17 protein-coding genes are annotated in these 26476 nt (G+C 40.8%); 11 read left to right on the forward strand and 6 right to left on the reverse strand.

The window, feature by feature from the left end; all coding sequences use genetic code 11:
* Positions 1 to 113: 113 nt before the first annotated feature.
* Positions 114 to 797 carry a phosphatase PAP2 family protein gene (locus G4417_RS06495; RefSeq protein ID WP_173683022.1) on the reverse strand — a complete coding sequence of 228 codons (684 nt, stop codon included), beginning with the start codon at positions 795 to 797 and terminating at the stop codon, positions 114 to 116.
* Positions 798 to 1097: 300 nt separating this feature from the next.
* Between G4417_RS06495 and G4417_RS06500 the strand changes: the two genes are divergently transcribed.
* The 5 genes from G4417_RS06500 to G4417_RS06520 all read left to right on the forward strand — a co-directional run bounded on the left by G4417_RS06500 (position 1098) and on the right by G4417_RS06520 (position 6084).
* Positions 1098 to 1766 (forward strand): response regulator transcription factor, encoded by a 669-nt coding sequence (locus tag G4417_RS06500; protein WP_062807861.1) that lies wholly within the window; start codon positions 1098 to 1100, stop codon positions 1764 to 1766.
* 211 nt (positions 1767 to 1977) lie between these two features.
* A complete protein-coding gene (locus G4417_RS06505; protein WP_173683023.1) occupies positions 1978 to 4182 on the forward strand; it encodes a DNA topoisomerase 3 in 2205 nt (734 codons plus the stop codon).
* 26 nt (positions 4183 to 4208) lie between these two features.
* Positions 4209 to 4586, forward strand: coding sequence for a DUF6483 family protein (locus tag G4417_RS06510; RefSeq protein WP_173683024.1), 378 nt, complete (start codon positions 4209 to 4211; stop codon positions 4584 to 4586).
* Positions 4587 to 4608: 22 nt separating this feature from the next.
* Positions 4609 to 5277 carry a YkgJ family cysteine cluster protein gene (locus G4417_RS06515; RefSeq protein WP_118339022.1) on the forward strand — a complete coding sequence of 223 codons (669 nt, stop codon included), beginning with the start codon at positions 4609 to 4611 and terminating at the stop codon, positions 5275 to 5277.
* Between the two features lie 9 nt (positions 5278 to 5286).
* On the forward strand, positions 5287 to 6084 hold the full coding sequence (locus G4417_RS06520) for a helix-turn-helix domain-containing protein (protein ID WP_173683025.1): 798 nt from the start codon (positions 5287 to 5289) through the stop codon (positions 6082 to 6084).
* 96 nt (positions 6085 to 6180) lie between these two features.
* Here G4417_RS06520 and G4417_RS06525 read toward each other — a convergent pair whose 3' ends face one another.
* Both G4417_RS06525 and G4417_RS06530 read right to left on the reverse strand, forming a co-directional pair.
* Positions 6181 to 8592, reverse strand: a complete 2412-nt coding sequence (locus G4417_RS06525; protein WP_173683026.1) for a GH36-type glycosyl hydrolase domain-containing protein — start codon at positions 8590 to 8592, stop codon at positions 6181 to 6183.
* 78 nt (positions 8593 to 8670) lie between these two features.
* Positions 8671 to 11370: a GH36-type glycosyl hydrolase domain-containing protein gene (locus G4417_RS06530; protein ID WP_173683071.1), complete on the reverse strand. Its 2700-nt coding sequence runs from the start codon at positions 11368 to 11370 to the stop codon at positions 8671 to 8673.
* A 413-nt stretch (positions 11371 to 11783) separates the two neighbouring features.
* Here G4417_RS06530 and G4417_RS06535 point away from each other — a divergent pair, with 413 nt between their 5' ends.
* The 4 genes from G4417_RS06535 to G4417_RS06550 all read left to right on the forward strand — a co-directional run bounded on the left by G4417_RS06535 (position 11784) and on the right by G4417_RS06550 (position 17662).
* Entirely contained in the window at positions 11784 to 13145 is a 1362-nt protein-coding gene (locus G4417_RS06535; protein WP_173683027.1) for an ABC transporter substrate-binding protein, read from the forward strand.
* Between the two features lie 131 nt (positions 13146 to 13276).
* Positions 13277 to 14230 (forward strand): carbohydrate ABC transporter permease, encoded by a 954-nt coding sequence (locus tag G4417_RS06540; protein ID WP_173683028.1) that lies wholly within the window; start codon positions 13277 to 13279, stop codon positions 14228 to 14230.
* Between the two features lie 3 nt (positions 14231 to 14233).
* The gene (locus G4417_RS06545; RefSeq protein WP_055059513.1) at positions 14234 to 15079 is read left to right on the forward strand and encodes a carbohydrate ABC transporter permease; all 846 of its coding nucleotides are present in this window, start codon (positions 14234 to 14236) and stop codon (positions 15077 to 15079) included.
* Positions 15080 to 15163: 84 nt separating this feature from the next.
* Positions 15164 to 17662: a glycoside hydrolase family 3 protein gene (locus G4417_RS06550; protein ID WP_173683029.1), complete on the forward strand. Its 2499-nt coding sequence runs from the start codon at positions 15164 to 15166 to the stop codon at positions 17660 to 17662.
* Between the two features lie 162 nt (positions 17663 to 17824).
* On the opposite strand, the gene fliB is transcribed toward G4417_RS06550, so the two are convergent.
* The gene (fliB, locus tag G4417_RS06555) at positions 17825 to 19027 is read right to left on the reverse strand and encodes a flagellin lysine-N-methylase (protein ID WP_173683030.1); all 1203 of its coding nucleotides are present in this window, start codon (positions 19025 to 19027) and stop codon (positions 17825 to 17827) included.
* Positions 19028 to 19031: 4 nt separating this feature from the next.
* Positions 19032 to 19871 carry an AraC family transcriptional regulator gene (locus G4417_RS06560; RefSeq protein WP_173683031.1) on the reverse strand — a complete coding sequence of 280 codons (840 nt, stop codon included), beginning with the start codon at positions 19869 to 19871 and terminating at the stop codon, positions 19032 to 19034.
* 419 nt (positions 19872 to 20290) lie between these two features.
* Here G4417_RS06560 and gnpA point away from each other — a divergent pair, with 419 nt between their 5' ends.
* Complete coding sequence (gnpA, locus tag G4417_RS06565) at positions 20291 to 22465, forward strand: 1,3-beta-galactosyl-N-acetylhexosamine phosphorylase (protein ID WP_173683032.1); 2175 nt, start codon at positions 20291 to 20293, stop codon at positions 22463 to 22465.
* A gap of 126 nt (positions 22466 to 22591) precedes the next feature.
* On the forward strand, positions 22592 to 24940 hold the full coding sequence (locus G4417_RS06570) for a GGDEF domain-containing protein (RefSeq protein ID WP_173683033.1): 2349 nt from the start codon (positions 22592 to 22594) through the stop codon (positions 24938 to 24940).
* Between the two features lie 139 nt (positions 24941 to 25079).
* On the opposite strand, the gene trpS is transcribed toward G4417_RS06570, so the two are convergent.
* A complete protein-coding gene (trpS, locus tag G4417_RS06575) occupies positions 25080 to 26141 on the reverse strand; it encodes a tryptophan--tRNA ligase (protein ID WP_118758982.1) in 1062 nt (353 codons plus the stop codon).
* Positions 26142 to 26476 lie beyond the last annotated feature (335 nt).

The raw sequence follows: 26476 nt of genomic DNA on the forward strand, positions 1-26476 counted from the left end.
ATCCGGATATCGGTTGTGGGAAAATATTTTATGAAATTGTTATAACTGTAAAAAAAGCAGAATCTCTGAAAGACAAAAATGTATTTCAAAGATTCTGCTTTTTTTAAATCTTTCTAATTCTCGCTCTTTTTTCTCTTTACTTCTCTAAAGCAGACAGATTCAGAAGGAACGGAAACTCTTCTCGGATAAAAAACCAGAAAGCCAAACAATGCAAGTGTTGCACCCATGCATACATCAATCACAGAATGCTGTTTCAGGAACATGGTGGACATGATGATCAGCGCGGTCAGGGTAAAGGATGCTGCTTTTATAAATTTTTTATTTCGCAGTGCTTCGCAGTTTGTAAGCGACATATGTATTGCAAGAGAGTTGAACACATGAATGCTGGGCAGGATATTCGTAGGAGTATCTGTACTGTACAGCCATTTTACTATATCTGTGAAGATATTGTCTCTTGGAAATTCGGTCGGACGTATGTGCTGAGCATTTGGATAAACATAGGAAATAATCAGGAAAACAGTCATTCCCATCATAAGATTAAATGCCAGCTGATAGTATTCATGTTTGTTTTTGTTAAAAAATATAAAATAAATCACAGCCAGGATCATGTATGGAAACCACAGCATATAAGGAACGATAAAGAACTCACAAAATGGAATCCAGTCATCAAATACTGTATGTACGATATGATAGCTGTGAACCGGTCTGTGCTCCAGGTAACTGAAGAGCAGGATATAAATGATGCTGTAAACAGCAATCACAAGTCCATGCCGGTATTTGGAAATAAAACGTTTCAAAATTTCACCTTCTTTGGAGAATTATTTCATACCATATCATACCATCTTCATACTGCTTTTACAAATAAATTTTCTCATAAAGTATATAAAAATTTTATAAAAAAATTCTCAATAAAGTTCAGCGTTTTACAAAGTTTTAACATAAAGCAGAACAAAGATTTTACGGCTTTTTATTATACTGATATCAACTGAACCGGAGAAATTATAGTGATTTTCGAAAATGTCATGTTGTTTCCGGAGATTGTATACTGGTTTCGGCTTATGGCATTCAGTAAATAATTGTAAATGGAGAACAGAAAAATGATATATTTGGTAGAAGATGATGAGAGTATACGTGAACTGGTGATTTATACATTGAAAAGTCAGGGATTTGAAGCAAAAGGATTTGAAAGACCTTCTCACTTCTGGAAAGCCCTGGAAAAGGAAAAACCTGCACTTCTGCTCCTTGATGTGATGCTGCCGGAAGAGGATGGGATTTCCATATTGAAGAAATTGCGTATGCGTCCGGATACACGTAAACTTCCTATTATCATGCTGACAGCAAAAAGCAGTGAATATGATACAGTGGTAGGTCTTGACAGCGGGGCAGATGACTATATTCCAAAACCGTTCCGCATGATGGAACTGATCTCAAGGATCCGCGCATTATTAAGAAGAACAGAAGATGACGGCGCAGAAGAATATCGGACAGGAAACCTTTATGTCTGCCCTTCCAGACATATTGCAACTGTAGATAAAAAGAATGTAAATCTTACATTAAAAGAATATGAAGTATTATGTCTGCTTCTGAAAAACAGCGGAACTGTACTTTCCAGAACCCAGCTTCTGAATCAGGTCTGGGGGTATGAATTCGACGGAGAGAGCAGAACCGTTGATGTACACATCCGAACACTGAGACAAAAACTGGGAAGTGCCGGTGAGCTGGTGGAGACAGTTCGTGGAGTCGGATATAAAATTAATATGAGATAAAGTTAAAGAATAACTGGAAACAGGAATTTATCTATGCTATACTTTTAAATATGAGAATTGCAGGAGTTGCAAAGAGCAAAGCAAAATAGCTTTTGATCCTGACATCTTAAATATAAGCAGATGCCAAAAATAAATGGACAGCTGCCCGAAATCAACGGTCAGGGATATCAGAAACCCTGACTGTAGGTTTTTATAAGGAGTTATTTATTTTATGAAATCATTAGTAATAGCAGAGAAACCTTCTGTTGCCAGAGATATTGCCAGAGTACTTCACTGTACACAGAAAGGAAATGGTACTCTTGAGGGAAAAGATTACGTAGTCACCTGGGCACTTGGACACCTTGTTACGCTGGCAGATCCTGAGGAATACGATAAGAAGTATATGAAATGGGAAATATCCACACTTCCCATGATGCCGGATCGAATGAAGCTGGTAGTTATTCGACAGACCGGTAAACAGTACAATGCAGTAAAAACGCAGCTGTACAGAAAAGACATAAATGATATTATAATAGCCACAGATGCCGGAAGAGAAGGTGAACTGGTAGCCCGCTGGATTCTTGACAAAGCGGACTGTCATAAACCAATCCGCAGACTGTGGATTTCTTCAGTTACAGACAAAGCTATCAAAGAAGGATTCGGAAATCTGAAAAACGGACATGAGTATGATAATCTGTACAGAGCAGCTGTGGCAAGAGCGGAAGCTGACTGGCTGGTGGGAATGAACGGTACAAGGGCACTTACCTGTAAATATAATGCCCAGCTTTCCTGCGGGCGTGTACAGACTCCTACACTGGCGATGATTGCGAAACGGGAGGAAGAGATACGGGCATTTAAGCCGAAGGAATATTACGGAATCGCCCTGAAAGCAGGTGATATCACCTGGACATGGAAGGAACCAAAGAGTAAGAGCTTCAGAACTTTTAATAAAGAACGGGCAGAGGAGATTTCCGATGTTCTCAGAAATCAGTCTTTGGAAGTAACTTCCGTAACCAGCAAAGAGAAAAAATCCTTTGCACCGGGTTTGTATGACCTGACCACACTGCAGAGAGAGGCAAATCGGAAATATGGATATTCTGCAAAGCAGACTCTGAATATCATGCAGCGTCTGTATGAGAATCACAAAGTACTCACTTATCCGAGGACAGATTCCAGATATATTGGAAAGGATATTGTTCCTACAATTAAAGAACGACTGAGAGCCTGCGCAACAGGACCGTACAGAAAACCGGCAGGCGCACTGATGAATCAGCCTGTTCGTGCAAATGGAAGTTTTGTGGATGATAAAAAGGTCAGCGACCATCATGCAATTATCCCTACGGAGCAGTTTGTGCAGCTTGACCATATGACAAATGAAGAACGTAAGATTTACGATATGGTAGTTCGTAGATTCCTCAGTGTGCTGTATCCGCCTTTTGTTTATGAACAGGTGAGCATGGAGGGAATTGTTGCTGGAGAACTTTTTGCTGCCAGCGGGAAAGTTGTAAAAAGTGCCGGATGGAAAGATGTGTATGAAAATACGGACGACACTGAAGAGGATGAGGATACTGCTGACGATGCGCAGAAACTGAAAGATCAGAAGCTTCCACAGATGAAGAAAGGTGAGAGACTGCATATAGAGAATGTATCCATGAATACAGGCAGGACAAAGCCACCTGCAAGATTCACAGAAGCAACGCTTCTTGCAGCAATGGAGAATCCGGTGCGCTATATGGAGAGTCATGATGCAAAGGCAGCGAAAACTCTCGGTGAGACAGGTGGTCTGGGGACAGTTGCTACAAGGGCCGATATTATTGAGAAACTGTTTAACAGCTTTCTGATGGAGAAAAAAGGCAATGAAATCCATCTGACCTCCAAGGCAAAGCAGCTTCTGGAACTGGTACCCGAGGAACTGCGCAAGCCGGAACTGACCGCAGACTGGGAGATGAAGCTTGGAAATATTGCAAAAGGTAAAATGAAACAGGAAACCTTCCTGAAAGAAATCAGGAACTATACCTGTGACATTGTAGATGAGATCAAAACCGGACAGGGAACCTTCAGGCATGATAATCTTACAAACAAGATCTGCCCGAACTGCGGAAAGAAGCTTCTGGCAGTGAATGGAAAGAATGCAAAAATGCTTGTATGTCAGGACAGAGAGTGCGGTTATAAAGAAACCCTGTCCAGAACTACCAATGCCCGTTGTCCCAAGTGTCATAAACGTATGGAAATGTATGTGAAAGGTAAGGAAGAGACATTTATCTGTGCCTGCGGCTATAAAGAAAAGCTCTCTGCTTTTCAGGCGAGAAGAGCCAAAGAGGGAGCAGGAGTCAATAAGCGTGATGTTCAAAAATATATGAGACAGCAGCAGAAAGAAGCCAAGGAGCCGGTGAATAATGCATTTGCACAGGCACTGGCAGGATTAAAACTGGAATGATTAAATAAAGAAGGGAAGATAACATTATGGCAGTACAGGATGATCATATGATAAGAAATATTCAGGATGTAGGAAGACTGATCGCAAAGCTTTTGCTTCATGAGCAGCAGCCGGATTACAGACTTCCTGAGAACGAGGAAGATTACACAGAGGCAGATAAGCTTTTTTCAACTATTATGAAACTGGCAGAAGAAGGAAAGATAAATGAAGCAGAGAACGAATTATACATGGGCATGGTTGAAGACGATGTAGACTATCTGGAACTGGCACTGACCTTTTATCTGTATCTGAATGATATGGATGGAGATTTCCTGGATGATAACGGATATTCAAGGGAGGAAGTTTTGGAAGGTATGAAAGATCTTGCTTCAGACTGGGGTGTTACAGGATTAGAGGCTTTTTGAGAGAAAGGAAAAAGCATAGCATATGCGCAGAGAACAGACACTGGAAGAGATTTCGGATGGTAAATTATATGATTCTAATGATATGGTAAAGGCAGACTGCCATGACTGTGAAGGCTGCTGTGACTGTTGTCAGGGAATGGGAGATTCTGTGCTCCTGGATCCATATGATGTATACAGATTGTCGGCAGGATTACAGAAATCAGCAGAGCAGCTTTTACAGGAATATCTGGAACTGGGAGTGACAGATGGAAATATCCTTCCGCATCTTCGGATGACAGGAGTTAAGGAACAGTGTATATTCCTTAACAGTGAAGGACGCTGTCACATCCACTCTATTCGGCCGGGATTCTGCAGATTATTCCCGCTGGGAAGATTCTACGAGAATGGCAGTTTTAAATATATTCTTCAGATTCACGAATGTCCTAAAACAAACCGCAGTAAGATCAAGGTAAAGAAGTGGGTGGACACACCGGATCTGAAAAATTATGAGAAATTTGTCAATGACTGGCATTATTTTCTGCTGGATGTACAGGAAGTACTGTACAATGCTGAGGATCCAGATCTGATCAGAAATCTGAACCTCTTTGTGGTGAACAGATTCTATCTCAAACCATATGATCAAAATCAGGATTTCTACATACAGTTTTATGAGAGACTGAAAGAAGGAAAAGAATTGCTGGCACTGGCGTAGGAGAGACATATGAGTTATCAGAACGAATGGCTTCTTTTTGAGGCAGAAGATGAGTTTGATGAAATTAAGCACAGAGAACCGACAGAGGAATTATTGTTCTATCGTGCAGTTGCAAGTGGAGATATAAAAACTGTTAAGAAGAATTGTGAACGGCAGAGATTTACAGAGTGTGATGGTGTGGGAGTACTGTCAAAGAATGTGGTCACAAATATGAAATATCATTTTGTTATCACTACCGCAATGATAACCAGACTCTGTAAACAAAATGGAATGGAGATGGAACAGGCATTTCGCTTGAGTGATTTTTATATTCAAAAGCTGGATGGCATTCATACAGTAGAAGAGGTTCAGAACCTTCATGATGAGATGGTGATGGATTATACTGAAAAAATGCGCAGATATTTCAGAGATAACACTTATTCTAAACATATCAACGCAAGTAAAGAATACATTTATTCTCATATCAAAGAACGAATTACAATAGAAGATCTTGCAGATTCACTTGGAGTATCTGCGAGCTATCTCTCCAGATTATTTAAAAAAGAAACAGGAATATCGGTCAGTGCCTATATCCGCAGACAGAAGATAGAAATGGCGAAAAATCTTTTGCAGTACAGTGATTATCCGATCATTGAGATTGCAAACCGTCTTTCCTTTTCTTCCCAGAGTCATTTCATCCAGCAGTTTAGGGAAGTTACGGGAATGACACCGGGCAAATACAGGGATGAACATTATATGATACACTGGGATATAGAAAAAGAACTTTGTGTCGCATCAGAGTCGGAACTGAAAAAAGAACAGGATTAATCAAAATATTAAGATAAGTAAACAGGCGGCTAGCTTACAGGGAATATAAATTTTCTGTAAGCCGGCCGCTTATTTTCATCTGGTAATATCGGGGGATTAAAGAGTTAATATGACTTCGTTCTTATCCTGAAGAAGTTTTTCAGGGATATAATTATCTGCTAATTTCTGTCCGTTAAGAACCAGACTGCAGCAGCCAGATTCTTTTTCGTCTGGATTTTCTACAGAGATATGAAGCTGTTTTCCACGGAAAACTTTCTCAATCTCAAAGTGTTTCCAGCTTTTTGGCACAGAAGGAGACAGTCGAAGTCCTTCAAGATCAGGGCGAAGCCCGAGGATACCTTCCACACATCCTACCATTACAGTAGAAGCAGTTCCTGTCAGCCAGTGAACATGAGAGCGTCCGAAGTGTTTGCTTGCTTTTCCCTCTGTAAACTGACCATAGCAGTATGGTTCAAGACGACGGATTTCGGCACAGTCATTCTGCGCAGCAGGAGAATTTTCCATAAAATAGGTAAAAGCACGTTCTCCATGACCGCGGAGTGCTTCAGCAAGAATCAGCCAGCCCTGGGATTGGGAGAAAATACCGGAGTTTTCTTTGGTACCCTGATTATAGATAACTGCCAGTGCACCATCGAAAGCATGCGCATGATAAGGCGGATCCATAAGGATCGCACCATATTTTGTGTTTAGACGTTCGTATACATTGTTCAGTGCAGCGTCTCCCTGTTCAGGGCTGGCAAGACCACTGATGACAGCCCAGCTCTGAGGATTCAGCCACATATTTGCTTCAGGAGCAGCAGCTTCACCGATTCTTTCTCCTGATTCTGTATAACCACGTACGAAGCGGTCATGATCCCAGCACAGTTCCTGAACTTTTTCACCAAATGCTTTCTGAGTCTCTTCAAGATACTGTACATATTTTGTATCTTTTTTGTATTCTGCAAAGATTTTCAGGATTGTCATTGCATAATAGAACTGTAAGGCAACGAAAGAAGATTCTCCGTTTGCACCCAGGCGGAGACAGTCGTTCCAGTCAGCATAAAGTCCGGCAGGCATTCCATGAGGTCCAAGGTGATTAAGAGAGAAAGCAACCGCACGTTTCAGATGCTCGTATACAGTAGCTTCTTCTTTGTTGGCAAAAGGAATCACTTCATCAAGAAAAGCAGTGTTTCCGGTTTCTGAAATATATTTATATACAGTTGGGAAAAGCCATAATGCATCATCTGCACGGTAAGCCGGATGGCCGGTTTCCTGTACATAAGAAGCATCATCCGGAGTATCTTCTTTTCCAGGTGTGTGAGTAAACTTGACAAGAGGAAGTCCGCCACCGTTATTTACCTGCGCAGACAACATGAAACGAATCTTTTCCAGTGCCATTTTCGGTGCCAGATGGATGATTCCCTGAATATCCTGTACAGTATCTCTGTATCCGTATCCATTTCTGAGTCCACAGTAAATGAAGGAAGCTGCACGGGACCAGATGAAAGTCATAAAACAGTTGTATGCGTTCCAGGTATTAATCATAGTATCAAATTCCGGACTTGGAGTGCTGACTTTAAGATTATCAAGCTTACTGTTCCAGTCAGCTTTTAATGCTTCCAGTTCTTCTGCTACAGTTGGAGCCGGATTTTCGTAACATCTGATTACTTCAGCAGCTTCAGATGACGGTTTCATTCCAAGAAGAAAAGCAATTGTTCTGGTTTCACCTGCTTTAAGAGTTATTTTGCAGGAGAGAGCACCACAGGAGTTTTCATTATAGCTTGTCTTATCACCAAGATCACCACAGACAATACCTTCAGGGTTTCCATATCCATGGTAACTTCCGAGAAATTCATTTTTGTCCCCACAGTAAGAAGAAACCTCAGCACCTGCAAGTCCAAAGAAACGTTCTGTCACATTTTTCTCATCTACGTTCTCATTTTCAGGAATTGCATCAAGATTTCCATGAATCTGCTGAGTAATCCTGTTTCCTTCGAACAGTGTACGAGAAATAAAAAGAGAGTACTGTAAATTAACCTGATCCTGTTCGTAATTGCTGTGGTTGGTAAACTCTGCATATCCGCTGAGAGTCAGGTTCCTTTCGTGATCAGAATGATTGGTCACAGATAATGCCCATACTTCATAACTTTTTCCAAGAGGAACATAGTAAAGGGCTTCTGAGTGAATATCACTGTAGTCGGCAGAAATTTTTGTATAACCGATTCCGTGACGGCATTCGCTCTTATACTGAGCCAGATCTTTGCCTACAGGCTGCCAGGATGCAGACCAGAAGTCTGATGATCTGTCATCGCGAATGTAGATGTAACGTCCCGGCTGGTCAAAGTTATTAAAAACATAGCGCAGGATACGTCCGTTTGCACCGGATTTTGCAAAACTGTAGCCCCCTGCATTATTGGAAATGATTGCACCGTACTCCGGGGAACCCAGATAGTTTACCCATGGTGCAGGTGTTGCCGGATTAGTAATCACGTATTCTCGGTTTTCATTGTCAAAATATCCGTATTTCATATAGTAAATCCTTTCTGTTAGAACAATATTTATAACTGCCTGTCGCCTGCTTTTATGGAGGCTGAACAGCTATTGTTTTCAGGCAAGTGTCACTGTAATTTCATGAAGATCAGAAGAGAGGTTGTTAATAAATTCTCTGGAGATCATAATATGGGAATCTTCTGCGATTTCTATTGCTGTTTTGTCGCAGTCCGCAGCGGCGATATGATAAGAACCATAATCTTTTCTGTCTGTATTTCGGTAGGTAACATGGAACTGTTTTCCTGCAAAAGTAACAGAGACAGAAGCAGTTCCTGCTTCATCGAACTGTTCTGCCAGAAGTTTTGGATGAACCAGAAGGTTTCCGAAAACTCCACGGACACCAAAGACCTCTGTGATCATGGTAAAAAGATACCAGCTTGCAGCACCTGTCAGATAATGATACATGCCACGTCCGTCTGAACGGAAATATTCAGGAATTCCCGGGTAAATATGGCTGGTATCAAAGTCGAGAGCTGTATCAGACAGAGAACGCAATGCTTTCCAGCCTTCTTTTGCAAAGCCTCTCTGATATAAGGCATTTGCATACATAACTGCCATATGAGAGAAAACAGCACCGTTTTCTTTTTCGCCATAAGCGAAACCGAACATACGTCCCATATCAAACTTCAGTTCCTGAAAATCTGTGTTCAGGCGGTAACCGCCAATTTCTTTTCTGTAAAGATAATGATCTGCGCTTTTTACGATTTTTCTGATCTGCGCATCAGTGGCAACATTTCCCATAATAGAGAAAACCTGGCCCGTGAGCATCATACGCACCTGTTCATGGTGGAAACCTTCCACTGCCTCTCCATGATTATCGTAATAGCTGTTATACCATCCTTCTTCGCTGTCTTTGCCATCAATCCATTCCTGTGAACGGATATGATCTGTCAGCCAGTTGGATTTCTGGATCAGGTTGGCAGCAAGTGTGGAGAGAGAGAAGTTTTTCTTTCTGCCGCTTAGGTTATGCCTGCAGCTGTTGGCATATTCAGTAAGAATCTTTTTCTTTTCAGATACACTGTCAAACATATCTGTCTGGTCGTTCAGCAGGATTTCAATTTCCTCTAACAGCGGGATACTGGTTTCGCCTGCAGATTCCATAAGGCGTAATATGGAAGCAAGAGTATGGAGATTGCCCGCATAAGCACAGGTAAAGGCAACACTTTCACCATTTTCTGCTGCCATATCCAGGGCATCGTTCCAGTCAGCTCCGCGAAGACGGTAAATATTATGAACACCTACATCATAAAAAGCGGCAAGCTGCTGGATCAGAATGTGCTCCAGAACACTTCCGGTATATACCTGACCGTCTTCGGTGCGCTGTTTATTTCCATATGCGTCATTCCAGAGAGTATCAATTTCTGTGCCGCGCATGGTTTGTGCATCTTTAAAATAAGGAACCTGTTTCTTAAGGATCTCTATATCTCCGGTCTGATTAATATAAAGACTGGTCGTGATTAGTGGCCAGAGTGCATGATCCATCCATACACGTGCGATTCCGTTTCTGTCAGCGATAAAATTGCCGTCACCGTCTCCGATAATAGTAGCATTTGTACCATCAATACGTACGCCGCCATAATTCTTTTCAATCATGGCACCTACATTCTGAGGATTCATCAGCAGAAGAGAAAGACAATCCTGCCACAGATCACGCCATCCGCGTCCACCACGTCCGTAATCATGATGAGGGAGGAAAGAACAGCCAAATAAACGGCGCAGGAATGGCTGGAAACTTACCCATTTCATATAACTGTCAAAGTCAGGATCCTGTGTGTGGAAGTCAACGTTTACCTGTTTTTTCCAGTAAATTCTGGTTTCTTCCAGTGTATTTTTTACTTTATCGGAAGTATTGTATTTTTCAAAAATATTTTCAATTTCTTCTTTACTGTCGGCAATGCCTGATAATAAAATAAAGTCTGTTTTTTCACCGGGAGCCAGTGTGAAAGATGAGAAACAGAAAGCACCCATTGCTTCCTTTCCTGCTGCCATACTGTGTGCGGGAACTCCTTTATATCCTTCATATACTGTGCGTGGATGTGTATAGGTACCACCTTCTCCGATAAAATCTTCTACAGTCGGATAATAGGAAATCGGATTTTCTCCCTTTCCGGAACAGCCATTTACATAATAGATTTTATGATTTGGCTGATGTCCCCGCTCGTCAAATGACATGGTGGGGCAGACGTTGATTCCATGTTCTGTTGTCTCGATACGATGGAGCATGGAAGTGACATTTCGATGATCACGAATGTTATCCGCACTTCTTCCGTAAACAGGAATTGCACCATATGCAGTAAATTTCTGTACAGTATCTGTCTGGTTTTCAACCGTCACATACATAATCTCCACATTATCACTTTTGGGGATAAAAGAAGTAACTGTGGAGATGAGCCCAAGTTCTCTGGAAGTCCTTTTCAAAGTCTGCCACATGAATCCGGCGGTTAGTTCACTGTCTTCCTGCCTGTCAGTAAAACGGTCGGCTTCCTGCTGAGTAGAGGAACCTGTTACTGAATAAGGAATGTGTCCTTCTTTTACGATCCAGAAATTTCTGGAAGAACGATTGTTATGAAGATTTTCGGAACTGACCGGTTCTAACAGGAAGGTATCCTGATCAATTTTGCTGTCACCTCCAAGCACTGGTGTGACGGAACTTTTCAGACCTGCTTCTGATGCAAGAGGAAAATAAAGATAACTGGTATTTTCCGGTCTGTTCACACAAAAGCTTCCATGATTATCAATAAACTTAATATGTTTCAACATTTTTCTCCTTCCATAAATATTGTATGGAAATTATATCGGAAATGAGATCTTTCGGAAATAAGAAACATGAAGTAAGTATCAGAATCATGACATAAAATAACACAATTTCAGAAAAATATATGAGCAGGTAATGAATCAGATTGCGAATATTCATCTGGCTGATTTATAGAAAAATGGTACTTTTTATACAAAAATACTAATAAAAAAACAGAAAGATTATGATTTTAGGAAAGATTTCCTTATTAAATGACAAAATCTGTCTGTATATAAAAAGAACACAATGAGGTCATGAATCTGACATTTTGGTGGAAATTATAATATACCCGAAAAGCAGTTTAAGCTATAATCTGATACATCAGGTGAGGCAAGAAACTCACAAAGAGAAAAAAAGAAAAAGGAGGGCTTTTTTAATGAAAAAGAAAGCATTAGCTGTTTTACTTACAGCATCCGTAATTGCAGGTACAATGGGCGGAACCGCTACAATCGTACATGCAGATGAAGAAGGAAAAGTAATCAATATTTATTCCTGGAATGATGAATTCCGTCAGCGTCTGGAAGCAGTATATCCTGAAGTAAAAGAAACATCCAAAGACGGAACAGTAACAACATTAAAGGATGGAACAGAAATTCACTGGATCATAAATCCAAATCAGGATGGTGTTTATCAGCAGAAACTTGATGAAGCTCTTATGAATCAGGCTGATGCATCAGCAGATGATAAGGTAGATATCTTCTTATCAGAAACAGATTATGTATACAAATATACAGATGCAGCAGCGGATGTGGCAATGCCTCTGAAAGATCTTGGAATTGATCCTGACAAAGATCTTGCAGATCAGTATGACTTTACAAAAACAACTGCATCTGATGCAGATGGAGTACAGAGAGGATCTACATGGCAGTGCTGCCCTGGACTTCTTGTATATCGTCGTGATATTGCCAAAGATGTGTTCGGAACCGACGATCCTGAAGAAGTAGGCAAGAAAATGAAAGACTGGGATACAGCAAAAGCTACAGCTGAAGAACTGAAAGCAAAAGGATATTACACATTTGCTTCTTATGCTGATACATTCAGACTGTATGGAAACAGCATTTCCCAGCCATGGGTAGAAGACGGTGCAACAACTGTTAATGTAGACCAGCAGGTAATGAACTGGATCAAAGATTCCAAAGAATGGCTGGATGCAGGATACCTGAACAAAACTGTAAAAGGTCAGTGGAATGATGACTGGAACAAAGCTATGGGATCTGAATCCAAAGTATTTGCATTCCTCTTCCCGGCATGGGGAATTGACTTTACATTGAAACCAAACTGGGATGGAGAAGACGGAGCATGGGCTGTTACAAATCCACCACAGGAATACAATTGGGGCGGTTCTTACATCCATGCAGCAACAGGAACAGATAATCCGGAACATGCAAAAGATATCATTCTTGCACTGACAGGAAATAAGGACAATTTATTAAAGATTTCCAAAGATTATTCTGACTTTACAAATACAAAGAGTGGTATGCAGGAAGTTGCAAAAGATGATACTTTCGCATCTGACTTCCTTGGCGGACAGAATCCATTTACATATTTCTCACCGGTTGCAGAGAACATCAAGATCGCACCACTTTCTGCTTATGACCAGGGATGTGTCGAACTGATCCAGAACGCTTTCAGCGATTACTTCCAGGGTCAGGTAGACTATGACAAAGCAAAATCAAACTTTGAAACAGCAATCAAAGAACGTTATCCGGAAATCCAGGAAGTTAACTGGGCTGAATAATAAACGCTTTTGAATTGACAGTTAAAAAGTTTCAGGTGTAAATAACCTGTACAGATGCATTTGTATTTGCCAGGCACGCATGAAAGAGATGTGTGTCTGGCACTAATATGTAAAGGAAGGAATGCTGAACTATGAAAAAAAAGAAAAGCATCAGCTATGCAAAATGGGGATACATCTTTATCCTTCCATTTTTTATAACTTTTTTAATCTTTTCTTTGATTCCGCTGGTAGATACTGTACGTTATAGTTTCTATGAATATTATCGTTCAGGAATTAAAGAAATCGGACCGAATTTTATTGGAATTGCAAACTATCTGAGTCTGTTGAAGTCAGATATGGTCAAATACAGTGTTAATACACTGATCCTGTGGGTAATCGGATTTGTACCGCAGATCGTGATCGCACTGGTTCTGGCATGCTGGTTTACAGATGCGCGTCTGAAGATCCATGGACAGCAGTTTTTCAAGGTTGTTATTTATCTTCCTAACCTGATCATGGCTTCTGCGTTTGCATTATTGTTCTTTACCATGTTCTCTACCAACGGACCGATTAACTCTATTCTGATGTCTCTGGGATGGGTTAAAAAACCGATAGATTTCCTGGGTTCTGTAATCGGAACCAGATCTCTGGTCGGATTTATGAACTTCCTGATGTGGTTTGGTAATACAACAATTATGCTGATGGCTGCTGTTATGGGTATCAGTATGGATATTTTTGAAGCATCTGAACTGGATGGCTGTAACAGTATCAAGAGATTTTTCTATATCACATTGCCGCTGATCCGTCCGATCCTTGCTTATACACTGATCACATCTATCATCGGTGGTCTTCAGATGTTCGATGTTCCTCAGATTCTTACAAATGGACAGGGAAATCCAGACCGTACATCTATGACTCTGATCATGTTCCTGAACAGCCACTTAAAGAGCAAGAACTATGGTATGGCAGGTGCACTGTCCGTATATCTGTTTATTGTCAGCGGTATTTTATGTATGATCGTATATAAGATGACAAATGACACAGACCCGGATGGTTCCAAGAAAGCTGCAAAGAAAAAAGCAAAAGAAGAAAGAAGGAGGAGATAAACTATGAAATCAAATACATCAGGTCGTGTGCGCAGTATTTTTGTTCATCTTGTGCTGATCTTTTTATCCTTCCTGTGTCTGTTTTTCTTTTACATTCTGATTGTAAATGCAACACGTTCCCATGCGGATCTGCAGAAAGGATTTTCAGCACTTCCCGGAAAATATTTTCTTGAGAATCTGAAGAATGTGGCAAATGACGGAAGTTTCCCAATGTTCCGCGGTATTCTTAACAGTGTTGTTGTATCTTCCTGCAGTGCTGCACTTTGTACATATTTTTCTTCTTTGACAGCTTATGGTCTATATGCTTATGATTTTAAAATGAAGAAAGCAGCTTTTACCTTTATTATGGCAATTCTTGTTATGCCTACACAGGTAACAGCAATGGGATTTTTACGACTGATCACAAAGATGGGAATGTATGACTCTTTACTTCCGCTGATCATTCCATCCATTGCATCTCCGGCAGTCTTTTACTTTATGTACAGTTACCTTCAGTCTTCCCTTCCGTTATCCCTTGTGGAAGCGGCAAGAATTGATGGCTCCGGAGAATTCAGAACCTTTAACAGTATTGTACTTCCGATCATGAAACCGGCAGTAGCAGTACAGGCAATCTTTACTTTCGTAGGATCCTGGAACAATTACTTCGTTCCTGCCCTGATCATTCAGTCAAAGAGCAAAATGACAGTGCCGATCCTGATTGCAACTCTGCGTGGTGCTGATTATATGAACTTTGATATGGGTAAAATTTACATGATGATCACTGTTGCGATCGTGCCAATCATTATTGTATATCTGCTTTTATCCAAATACATTATTGCAGGTGTAACACTTGGTGGTGTAAAAGAATAATGAGAATTAAGAACCCCCATAGAGAGAATGCTATGGAGGTTCTTTTCATGAGAATTATAATATTAAAAACAGGAGTATAATTATATGAAGAAATGGATTTACAGTGGAACTAGAGAAGAACAGCCGTCAGAGAGAGAACTGATGCATGGAAAGCTTGCCAGAAAAGCGGCGTCAGAAGGCATTGTTCTGCTGAAAAATGAAGGAATCCTTCCATTAAAGAAAGATACAGCTGCTGCACTTCTTGGGTATGGAGCAGAGAAAACCGTAAAGGGTGGAATTGGTTCTGGAGATGTTAACAACAGAAAGAATATTTCTATTTATCAGGGACTGAAAGAAGCAGGAGTAAAAATTGTAAGCGAAGACTGGATCAGCGATTATCACAATCGCTATGAGCAGGCGAGAGAGGCGTGGAAAGAAAAAGTTCTGGAAGAAGCTAAGAAAGTAGATAATCCTTTTGATGCCTATGCAGAGAATCCTTTTGCAATGCCGCTGGGACGTAAGGTGGCAGAGGAAGATATCTGTGAAGCAGATGTGGTGATTTACGTGATCAGTCGTATTTCAGGAGAAGGAAAAGACCGCCGCAAAGTAAAGGGAGATTACTATTTAAGCGAGAGAGAAGAGGAAGATTTACGTTATCTTGCAGAAATGAACAAACCTGTGATCCTTATTCTTAATGCAGGTGGTCCTGTGGAGCTGACAGATATTCTGGAACAGACAGACAATATAAAAGGAATCTTAAATATTTCTCAGCTTGGTCAGGAAGGGGGAGATGCCCTGGCTGATGTACTTCTGGGAAAAGAAGTGCCGGGCGGTAAACTGACAACAACCTGGGCAAGGCGATACGAGGATTATCCGGCTTCAGAAGAGTATGGGTATCTGAATGGCAATCTGGAAAAGGAAAAATACAAAGAAGGTATTTATGTAGGTTACAGATATTTTGACAGCTTTGACAAAAAGGTGATGTTTCCGTTTGGGTTTGGTCTTTCTTATACTATGTTTGAGATGAAGTGTTGTAGCATAAATATGGAAGAAAGTAAGATCAGAGCAGAGGTTCAGGTTACAAATACAGGAAATGAATATGCTGGTAAAGAAGTGGTACAGATTTATGTTACGCTTCCGCAGACAGAACTGGAAAAAGAGTATAAGAGACTGGCAGGTTTTGCAAAAACCAGACTTCTGAAGCCGGGAGAAACACAAACACTTACTGTTGAGATTCCACAGAAACAACTGGCTTCTTTCAATGAGGAAACACATACATGGATAGTGGAAAAAGGCAAATATGGCATTCTGGTCGGAAACAGTTCAGACAAATTGAAACTGGAAGCAGTTCTGGTAGTTTCAGATGATACAGTACTGGAACAGATGGATAAAATCTGCCCGCTTCAGGAAGAACTGGAACAGATTCATTTGACAAAAGAATTGAAAGAAAAATCTGTGCAGAGACAGGAAAAACTGATAACAGCGCAGGTTCCGGAATATTATTTTAAACCTGCGATGATACCGGCAAAATCGGAAAATGCCGGAAAAAATCAGGAAAATCTGACAGAGGAAGAAAAAAGATTTGTTTCTGTTCTGGAAGACAGAACTACAGAAGAGCTGATTCCTCTGCTTTATGGAAAGATTTCAGAGAATATCAGTACTCTTGGTGCAGCAGGGATTCGAGTACCGGGATCAGCAGGTGAAACCTGCGGTACTTTGGAAGAGTATGGAATCCCCTCTCTTGTTATGGCGGACGGTCCGGCAGGTATCCGCCTTAGACAGTGGTATGAAGTAGATAAAGAGGCAGACAGTATCTATGAAATGGGTGTTCTTGGCTCTCTGGAAAATGGGATTCTGGAACCAGGCGTACACCATGAGAATGCAGATACTTATTATCAGTACTGTACTGCTTTTCCGGTAGGAACAGCACTGGCACAGACCTGGGATACAGATCTCATGACAGAGTTTGGAAAAGCAATCGCAGAAGAAATGGAAGAATTTCATGTAAATCTGTGGCTTGCACCGGGTATGAATATTCACAGAAACCCATTATGTGGAAGAAATTATGAATATTATTCAGAAGATCCGTATCTGTCAGGTATGCTTGCAGCGGCAGTGACCAGGGGAGTCCAGAGTAAGCCGGGATGCGGTGTGACAATTAAGCATTTTGCATGCAATAATCAGGAAGATAACCGCATGGGTGTTGACTCCTGTGTATCCGAACGTGCGCTCAGAGAAATCTATCTCCGCGGATTTGAAATTGCAGTAAAAGAAGGAAATCCTGTTTCTATTATGACTTCCTATAATCTTATCAACGGTATTCATGCGGCGAACAGCAAAGATCTGTGCATGACAGTTGCCAGAAAAGAATGGGGATTTGACGGAGCAATTATGTCAGACTGGAACACAACAGTTCCGGAAAATGGAAGCGTTCCATGGAAATGTGTGGCAGCAGGCAATGACATTATCATGCCTGGAAATCCGGATGATGATAAGAATATTCGCCAGGCATATAAAGAAGGTAAACTTACAGAAGAAGAAATCCGAAATTGTGCCGGACATCTGGTATCTATGATCCGTAGATTAGAGAGTACAGATTGTTGAAATGATTTTTCAAACACGCTCTAAATGAAAACAGATAGAATTCTGGCATATGCTGAAAATACAGTAATGAGAGGACAATATTAATTATTAAAATCAATCGGAAGACCATCAGAGGCCTTCCGATTGATTTAGTGCTCATAATAACTGGATTTTTTATTTGCATCAGCAGATTTTCAGCAGATTTTCAAAGGAGAAAATCTCTTTTTCAGACATTAATTCTTCAAATCTGTTCAGGTTAAGATCTGAGTGTTCCAGTTCTCTTGAAAACTGATAACAGATACGGATCTGGTCATCCAGCTTAAACTGCCGGTTGTTTTTTAGATAGGTTCCCACATTTAATTCATGGATAAACAGGGTGCACACAACTGCCATTTTCACCTTGGCGAAGATCTCATCATCATAAACTGCACCGCAGAAATAGGTATAGATCCAGTAAACAAGAAGCTGTTCCTCCTGAATCTGCCAGTCCGGATAAGAGAAATCAAATTCACTTTTCTGCCAGGAATAAAGATTTCCGGAGTCAGACTGCGGATCTGTATTTCCATTATACAGTGGAGTCAGACAATTTTTTAAGTATTCCTGCCATCCCGGGCGCAGAACCTCCATTTCCGGGACAACAGTTTTCCACATTTTTTTAAATAATTGTTCTGGTGTATTTACGCAGGCAGATGCAGCAGAACTGTTTTCTATGTTATCTGCATTTATACGAGAGTAAATTTTGTTGCAAAATCTATCTCCGTATCCGGAATCTTCATGTCGTTTTCGCATTTCTTCCCATTTAAAGAGTTCATTTTTATTTACACATAACTGGAAATCATGTGCAGCAGCCAGAAGTTTCCACAGACGTTTCTGCATGGGTACAGCTCTGTTCTGGATGATATCTATAAGCATATCACGGGTGTCCATAAGTGCAGTGAACAGGAAATAATCAAAGTCATCATAGACTTCTTCTTTTGTCTTTTTTTCTTTTGTGATAAAGTGTACCTTCTCTTTTTGGGAAAGTAAAATCCTTGCTGCCTCCGGACAGGAGAGCGACAGGGAAATCTCACGCAGACCTTCAAATTCTTCAATATGTCTTGGGTAATTTCTGCAGGTTCTGCAGAACATTTCCGGCCCTGCTTCTGTGTAGATATCACACAGGTTCTCTTCGTTGAGAAAAGCACAGCGTCTGTTATATTGGCGGAAAACATGTTCTTTCCAGTCAATATCATTGTGCAGGCGATTGCGGAACGGACCTTTAAAGTGCTGGTACTTCTTCAGTGTCTGATCGTCAATCACGATCTGCCATCCTGCGCAGCAGGTATCCGGACAGGCTCCTGCAATGCAGGAAAATTCTTTATAGTAGTTTGGAAATGTGTATTGCATAATGTTAAATAGCATCCTTTCTTTTTTTCTTAAGTTTGCGGTAAGTTCCCGCAGTCATACCACAGGATTTGCGAAAGCTCTGGGAGAGATAACTCTGAGAGGAAAATCCTGTCAGATGGGCAATGTCTGAAATTCCGTAATCAGTATTTTCCAGAAGCTCCTTACATACCTCAATCCGCTTTCGGTTTAGATAGTTCATAGGAGAAATTCCATAATATTTGGTAAATTCATGGCTGAGATAATACTTGTTCAGGTGGCTGATGGCAGACAGATGATCAAGAGAGATGTTTTCTCCGTAATTAGAATCAAGATATCGCTTGATATGTGCACATTCCTTGCTTGGATGTTGTGCAGTGATCAGTTCAAAAGGAGAATCTGTGATCCGCTGAAGCTGAAGGATCAGAATATTAAGCATATGTCTGCAGATTTTTTCGTACCCTTCCGATTGATTGTCCAGTTCCTGAAATAGAGCATTAAAGTAAAAAAGCAGATCTGTTTTCTTTTTTCTGCAGTTAAAGATACGATATTCTTTCTGATCATTAAAGGAGAAAGATAATCCGTCTACGCCCACTGTGAAATAGTTGAGAGGTGGGTTTCCTTTGGAAATTTCAGTGTGATTAATGTGAGGGTTAACAATGATCAGGTCATCCTTTGAAATAGGGTAGATTTCATCTTCAAGCAGAAACTCCCCCTGTCCGTCCCGCACATAAAATAATTCAGTGAATGCATGGGAGTGGGGAATGCTTGGCCAGTCACCTTCATAGAGGGAAGAAGATGCATTCAGAAGTGTGACCTCCTGTGGCGCAGTATCTTCAGGACTGAAGCGAAGAGAATGTGTACTCATAAAAGTCCCTCCTTTGTAATTACTGTAACCTGTTTTTGGACATATCGGAAATATAGGGTCTTCCATAATTTAGTAATTTTGTTTGATACAAAAAAGTGAACAAAAATAATAAAGGGGATCTGTTTTGCGTTTAGTTGTTGCGATTGGACTAAATGCATAAAAAAACCATAAAAATTAAAAAAAACATAGGTTATTATGATTAAAAGCAGAATTCCGTTCAAAATTTCTGATAACATTTTTTATATAATATCACAATTTGATTTGTACAGCAAGATTTCTAAAAAACAAAGCAAAAAGAGAATTGAAAATGTTTTGGAAAGAACGTATTCTATAGACAGATAAGGCGCAAGAAAGAGCAGAATCAGGTCAGATAAGTAAAAAATAAGACAGGTTTATACAGAGAGAGGAGACAAACAACAATGAAAAAAGGTCGTGTAACAATACCAACCAATCTGGATGTAGTGCCACAGACACTGGAGATACTGGATGAATGGGGTGCAGATGCGATTCGTGACTGTGACGGAACAGAATTTCCGAAGGAATTAAAAGATACTGGCTCCAAGATATATGCAACCTATTATACAACCCGTAAGGATAATGAATGGGCAAAAGCACATCCTGAGGAAATCCAGCAGATGTATATCATGACATCCTTCCATACAGCAACGGAGGAGAAGCTGGAAATCCACCTGATGGATCATTTATATCCGGATATGCTGGCAGTGAATACAAGAGATGATATCTACAGATGGTGGGAAGTTATAGACCGTACTACCGGGGAACCGGTATCAACAGAGCTGTGGAGCTATGATGAAGAAACCGGTAATGTAGTGATCAGAGCTGCAAAGCTGTTTCATGAATACACTGTAAGTTTCCTGGCATATATCATGTGGGATCCGGTACACATGTACAATGCAGTAGTAAATGACTGGAAAGATGTAGAGCCACAGATCACATTTGATGTGCGACAGCCAAAAACAAAAGCTTATTCCCTGGAACGTCTGCGCAGATTCCTGGATACCCATGAATATGTGGATGTTGTGCGCTTCACTACATTTTTCCATCAGTTTACCCTTATATTTGATGAACTTGCAAGAGAGAAATATGTAGACTGGTTTGGCTATTCAGCTTCAGTCAGCCCATATATTCTGGAGCAGTTTGAGAAAGAAGTGGGCTATCGTTTCAGACCGGAATATATTATTGACCAGGGATACATGAACAATACCTATCGGATTCCATCAAAAGAATTCAAAGATTTTCAGGCATTTCAGAGACGCGAAGTTGCGAAGCTTGCCAAAGAGATGGTAGATATCGTACATGAATACGGAAAAGAAGCTATGATGTTCATGGGAGATCACTGGATTGGCATGGAACCGTTTATGGACGAATTTGCATCTATCGGACTGGATGCTGTAGTTGGAAGTGTTGGAAATGGTGCGACCCTGCGTCTGTTCAGTGATATTAAGAATGTAAAATATACAGAAGGAAGATTTTTGCCATACTTTTTTCCAGATACGTTCCATGAAGGCGGCGATCCTGTAAAGGAGGCAAAAGTGAACTGGGTAACAGCAAGAAGAGCAATCCTTCGAAGCCCGATTCAGAGAATAGGATACGGCGGATATCTGAAACTTGCCCTGGAATTCCCGGATTTTGTACAGTATATCAAAGAAGTCTGCGAAGAGTTCCGCACTTTATATGATAACATTCAGGGAACGACTCCTTATTGCGTAAAACGAGTAGCAGTCCTGAACTGTTGGGGAAAGATGCGCTCATGGGGTAACCATATGGTACATCACGCCATCTATTACAAGCAGAATTATTCTTATTTCGGAATTATTGAAGCATTAAGCGGCGCACCGTTTGATGTATCATTTATCAGCTTTGACGATATCAAAGCAGACAAAGATCTTCTGAAGAAATTTGACGTAGTAATCAATGTGGGAGATGCGGACACTGCACAGTCAGGCGGCGAGAACTGGATCGACGAAACAATCATCACAGCAGTCAGAGAATTTGTATATAATGGCGGTGGATTTATCGGTGTAGGAGAACCGGCAGCGCATCAGTGGCAGGGCAGATTCATTCAGTTAGATGATGTACTTGGAGTAGAAGAAGAACATGGATTTAACCTGAATACAGATAAATATAACTGGGAAGAACACAGAGATCATTTCATCCTTAAAGATGCAGAAGGCGAGGTTGATTTCGGTGAAGGTAAGAAGAACATTTATGCCTTACCGGAAACAGAAATCTTAATCCAGAAAGACCAGGAAGTGCAGATGGCTGTAAAGACTTTCGGTAAAGGAAGAGGCGTTTATATCAGCGGACTTCCATACAGCTTTAAGAACAGCAGAGTGCTCTACCGGGCAGTTCTCTGGTCAGCATCCGCAGAGGAAGAACTTCACTGCTGGTATTCAACCAACTACAATGTAGAAGTACATGCTTATGTAAAAAATGGTAAATACTGCGTAGTCAACAACACTTACGAACCACAGGATACAGTAGTTTACAGAGGTGATGGAAGCAGCTTCCAGTTACATCTGGAAGCAAATGAGATTAAGTGGTATCAGATTTTTACCGGAAATCCGGAATAAGGTATTTTGACGTTGTTGTCATTCAATGTGAAAATTGAGTTAAAATAACCAAAATATATTGAAGACCAATCGAATTTATTATAAAATAAAACGAGAACAAAGGCTTTTCGAAAGGAAGCAGAGATCGTGAATAAAAAATATACGATTGGTGTAATGATAGGAAATGCAAATTCTCCCCATACTATGGACCTGATGCAGGGAATTTTCCACGCAGCAGAATCTATGAGTGTAAATGTACTGTTTTTCCTTGGAATTCACAGTAGTTATTATTATAAATCTTATTTCGGAGAAGATGCAGAGGACGATTATGATTATCAATTTAATGCGGCATACGATTATGAAGCATTTGCGGATCTGGACGCACTGATCATTGCCTATGGTTCACTCTGTATATTTCTCGATGAGAAAGAGAGTGCTGTATTTCTGGAAAAATACAGAAATAAACCTCGTGTTATTTTAGAGGAGAGGGACAAAACAGGAACCGCGACTTCGATTATTGCAGATAATTATAATGGAATGTATGCAATCGCAGAACATCTGGTAAAAGATCACGGATACAGGAACTTCACCTATCTGGCAGGGCCTCATGGTAATACAGATGCCAGAGAACGAAGGCAGGCAGTATATGATGTGATGAAGAAATATGACCTTGAGTTTGGTGCTGACAGGATTGCTTATGGAGATTATTCTTCCTGTGTACAGAGTCAGGTGAATCAGTTGTTGGATGCATATCCGGATATGGAAGCGATGATCTGTGCGAATGACGTGATGGCAGAGACTGCATACAGGGAATGCGCCAGAAGAGGAAAAATTGTTGGAAGGGATATTGCAATTACAGGCTTTGATGACTGGGAACTGGCTGAGTCTATGAATCCTCCGCTGACAACTGTACTGCAGAATGCATTTGATATGGGATATATGGCAGTGATCGGTGCGGTAGAACTCTGTAAAGGAAAGAAATGTCATTCTATTGTAGTGCCGGCAGGAGTAAAGATCAGAGAATCCTGTGGATGCCGTGTGGAGAGAAAGGTTTATGAGAAAACTTCCATTCTCGGACAAGAAGAGGGATGGACAGATATCGTAGCACGTTATCTGGACAGTATGATAAAAGGAATACTTCCGGATAATTCGGATAAGAGATTAAGAGAGAAAACTAGAGAGTATCTGCGAGCTATTCTTAAAGTAGATTTCCGTATTCCTGAAAGTGAAGAAAATATAAAAAGAAATCTGCAGAAATTGTTTGTAAGTAATCTTGACGGAACGATCAAGGGTCATTCTCTGATGAAAGTATTTGATCAGTTTGTGGATGAATGTATCCAGAAAGAACTGCAGAAGAAAAGAGCAGACAGGGAAATTGTCCAGAATTTACTTCTGAGAAAACGTCTGATGAATGACAAGATCATAGCGTATATCATAAAAAGGGAAAAAGAACATTTCAGAACATTTCAGCAGGAGAGCTGGTTTGTGCCGCTGATTTCCAAGGATATGCTGTGTCATATGAATGATGAGCAGGAAATGTACAGACGTGCACTTGTAAAGCTCAATGCTCTGAACGCGAAGGCTTCCTATCTTTATGTATTTAAGGAACCAATTGCTCATTACAGAAACGAAGAATGGAAATGTCCGGATAAAATGTATCTGGCAGCATATCAGATGGGCGAGGAGATTATTTCCTACAAAGAGGATGAACGTCCGGAGGTTTCTGCTGTATATGCAGGCAATGGCAGACTCGTGTGCAGAAAGGAAGATGACCAGAATTATGTGGCAACGATTCTCTGTCTGTTTTCAGGTGAGATGCAGTATGGAATTCTGGTAGCAGAGATTAATCCTGCAAATCTGGCTCTTTTTTATCTGATCAGCAGGCAGATCGGAAATATGCTTCGTATGTACCAGATGTCAAAAGAACAGCGCAGAATGCAGCAGAAACTGGAAGCACTGGTCAGAGAAGTCAGGGAGAAGAATGAAGTCCTGAACTTTCTTTCAGAATCCGATGCGCTGACAGGATCTCTCAACCGCAGAGGTTTTATGGAGAAAGCAGTACAGATGAACAGGGAAAATGCAGGAAAAGAGATGCTGATTCTGTTTGCGGATCTGGATCATCTGAAAGAAATCAATGACTCTTTTGGACATATAGAAGGAGATTTTGCAATCCGGCGGTGTGCAGAGACTCTGAAATCAGCAGTGGGAGAAAACGGAGTGACAGGAAGAATTGGCGGCGATGAGTTCTGCGCAATGATTCCGGGAAATGAGGATGACGGACAGAGAATCCGGGAACAGATACGAAGAGAGAGCGATGAATTTAACTGTGATTCTGACAAACCATATTATGTGGAACTGTCCGTAGGATATCATGTTGTCCGCTGCGGCAGTGAACTGGTAATTTCAGATGTACTAAAAGATGCGGATAAGGCTCTTTACGAAGAAAAAAAGAAGAGAAGAAAATCTGTGAAGAAACATTTTGAACAGAAAAAATAACAGGAAACAAAAACAGGTTCAGATATGAGAGATTGTGTACTCTCTGTCTGAACCTGTTGTCAAATTATTTACTTTGATTAGATAAAGGAAGTTTCTGTTTCAATTTGAAATATTCACAGGATGGTACTGCCTTACGAAATTACTTAATCAGACTGTTATCGTCAAAGTAGTTGATCTGCATAGCAGAACGTACATCATGAAGTGTCTGAGCTGCTTTTGCTTCAGCAGCCTTGCTTCCTTCTTTGAGGATTTCATATACATCATCCAGATGCTGTTCCCAGTATTTACGTCTCTCACGGATTGGAGAAAGCTCTGCCTGGAGTACTTTGTTCAGGAACTTCTTAACCTTAACATCACCCAGACCACCGCGTGTATAGTGTGCTTTCAGCTCGTCCAGATTCTGGTATTCAGGCAGGAACTCTGCGAAATATTCCGGCTTGCAGAAAGCATCCAGATAAATAAATACAGGGTTTCCTTCCACACGGCCAGGGTCTTCCACACGAAGATGATTCGGGTCTGTGAACATGGACATAACTTTCTTCTTAACATCTGCCTCTTCATCTGCAAGATAGATGCAGTTTCCGAGAGACTTGCTCATTTTTGCCTTTCCATCAATACCCGGCAGACGGAGACATGCCTTATTGGATGGAAGGATGATCTCAGGCTCTGTAAGGGTTTCGCCGTATACGGTATTGAATTTGTGTACGATTTCTTTACACTGCTCAAGCATCGGGAGCTGATCCTCTCCAACCGGAACAGTAGTTGCATGGAATGCAGTGATATCTGCTGCCTGGCTGATCGGATAACAGAAGAATCCAACAGGGATACTTGCTTCGAAATTACGCATCTGAATCTCGGATTTAACAGTAGGGTTACGCTGTACACGTGCTACAGTAACAAGGTTCATATAATAGAAAGTAAGCTCTGTAAGCTCCGGAACCATGGACTGGATAAAGATGGTAGATTTCTCAGGATCAATGCCGCATGCAAGGTAGTCAAGCGCAACCTGAAGAATATTCTGACGAACTTTCTCAGGATGTTCTGCGTTATCTGTCAATGCCTGTGCATCTGCGATCATAATATAAATTTCATCATATAAGCCGGAGTTCTGTAAACGAACACGCTCGGATAATGAACCAACATAATGTCCAACATGAAGGCGGCCGGTTGGACGGTCACCGGTTAAAATAATTTTGCTCATTTTGCTCTCCTAAAAGTGAATTCCGATTTCCCAGAGAGTATCTGGAAATTCTCAGTTATCCCTATTATAAAGCCTGCGAATGTTACCGTCAATGATTTTGAGAGAATAAATAGGTATTATGTTACCAGTATGGTTTTATGTACGCTAAATAATACCATATATCTGTATGGTATTATGATATATTGGAAGAGAAAAGTGGTCAGAATCAAAAAGCAGCTATAGCAATTCCAGAAAATAATGCAAGCAATCCAGCCCATCAGAGCGTGAAGTCCTGCGTCAGATATCTTTGCCGTGCGTCAGCACGCCTGCAGATACCTTCCTTGTCCTTCGCACTC

The organism is Blautia wexlerae, from assembly GCF_013300825.1.
In the GTDB taxonomy this organism is placed as follows: Bacteria; Bacillota; Clostridia; order Lachnospirales; family Lachnospiraceae; genus Blautia_A; species Blautia_A wexlerae_B.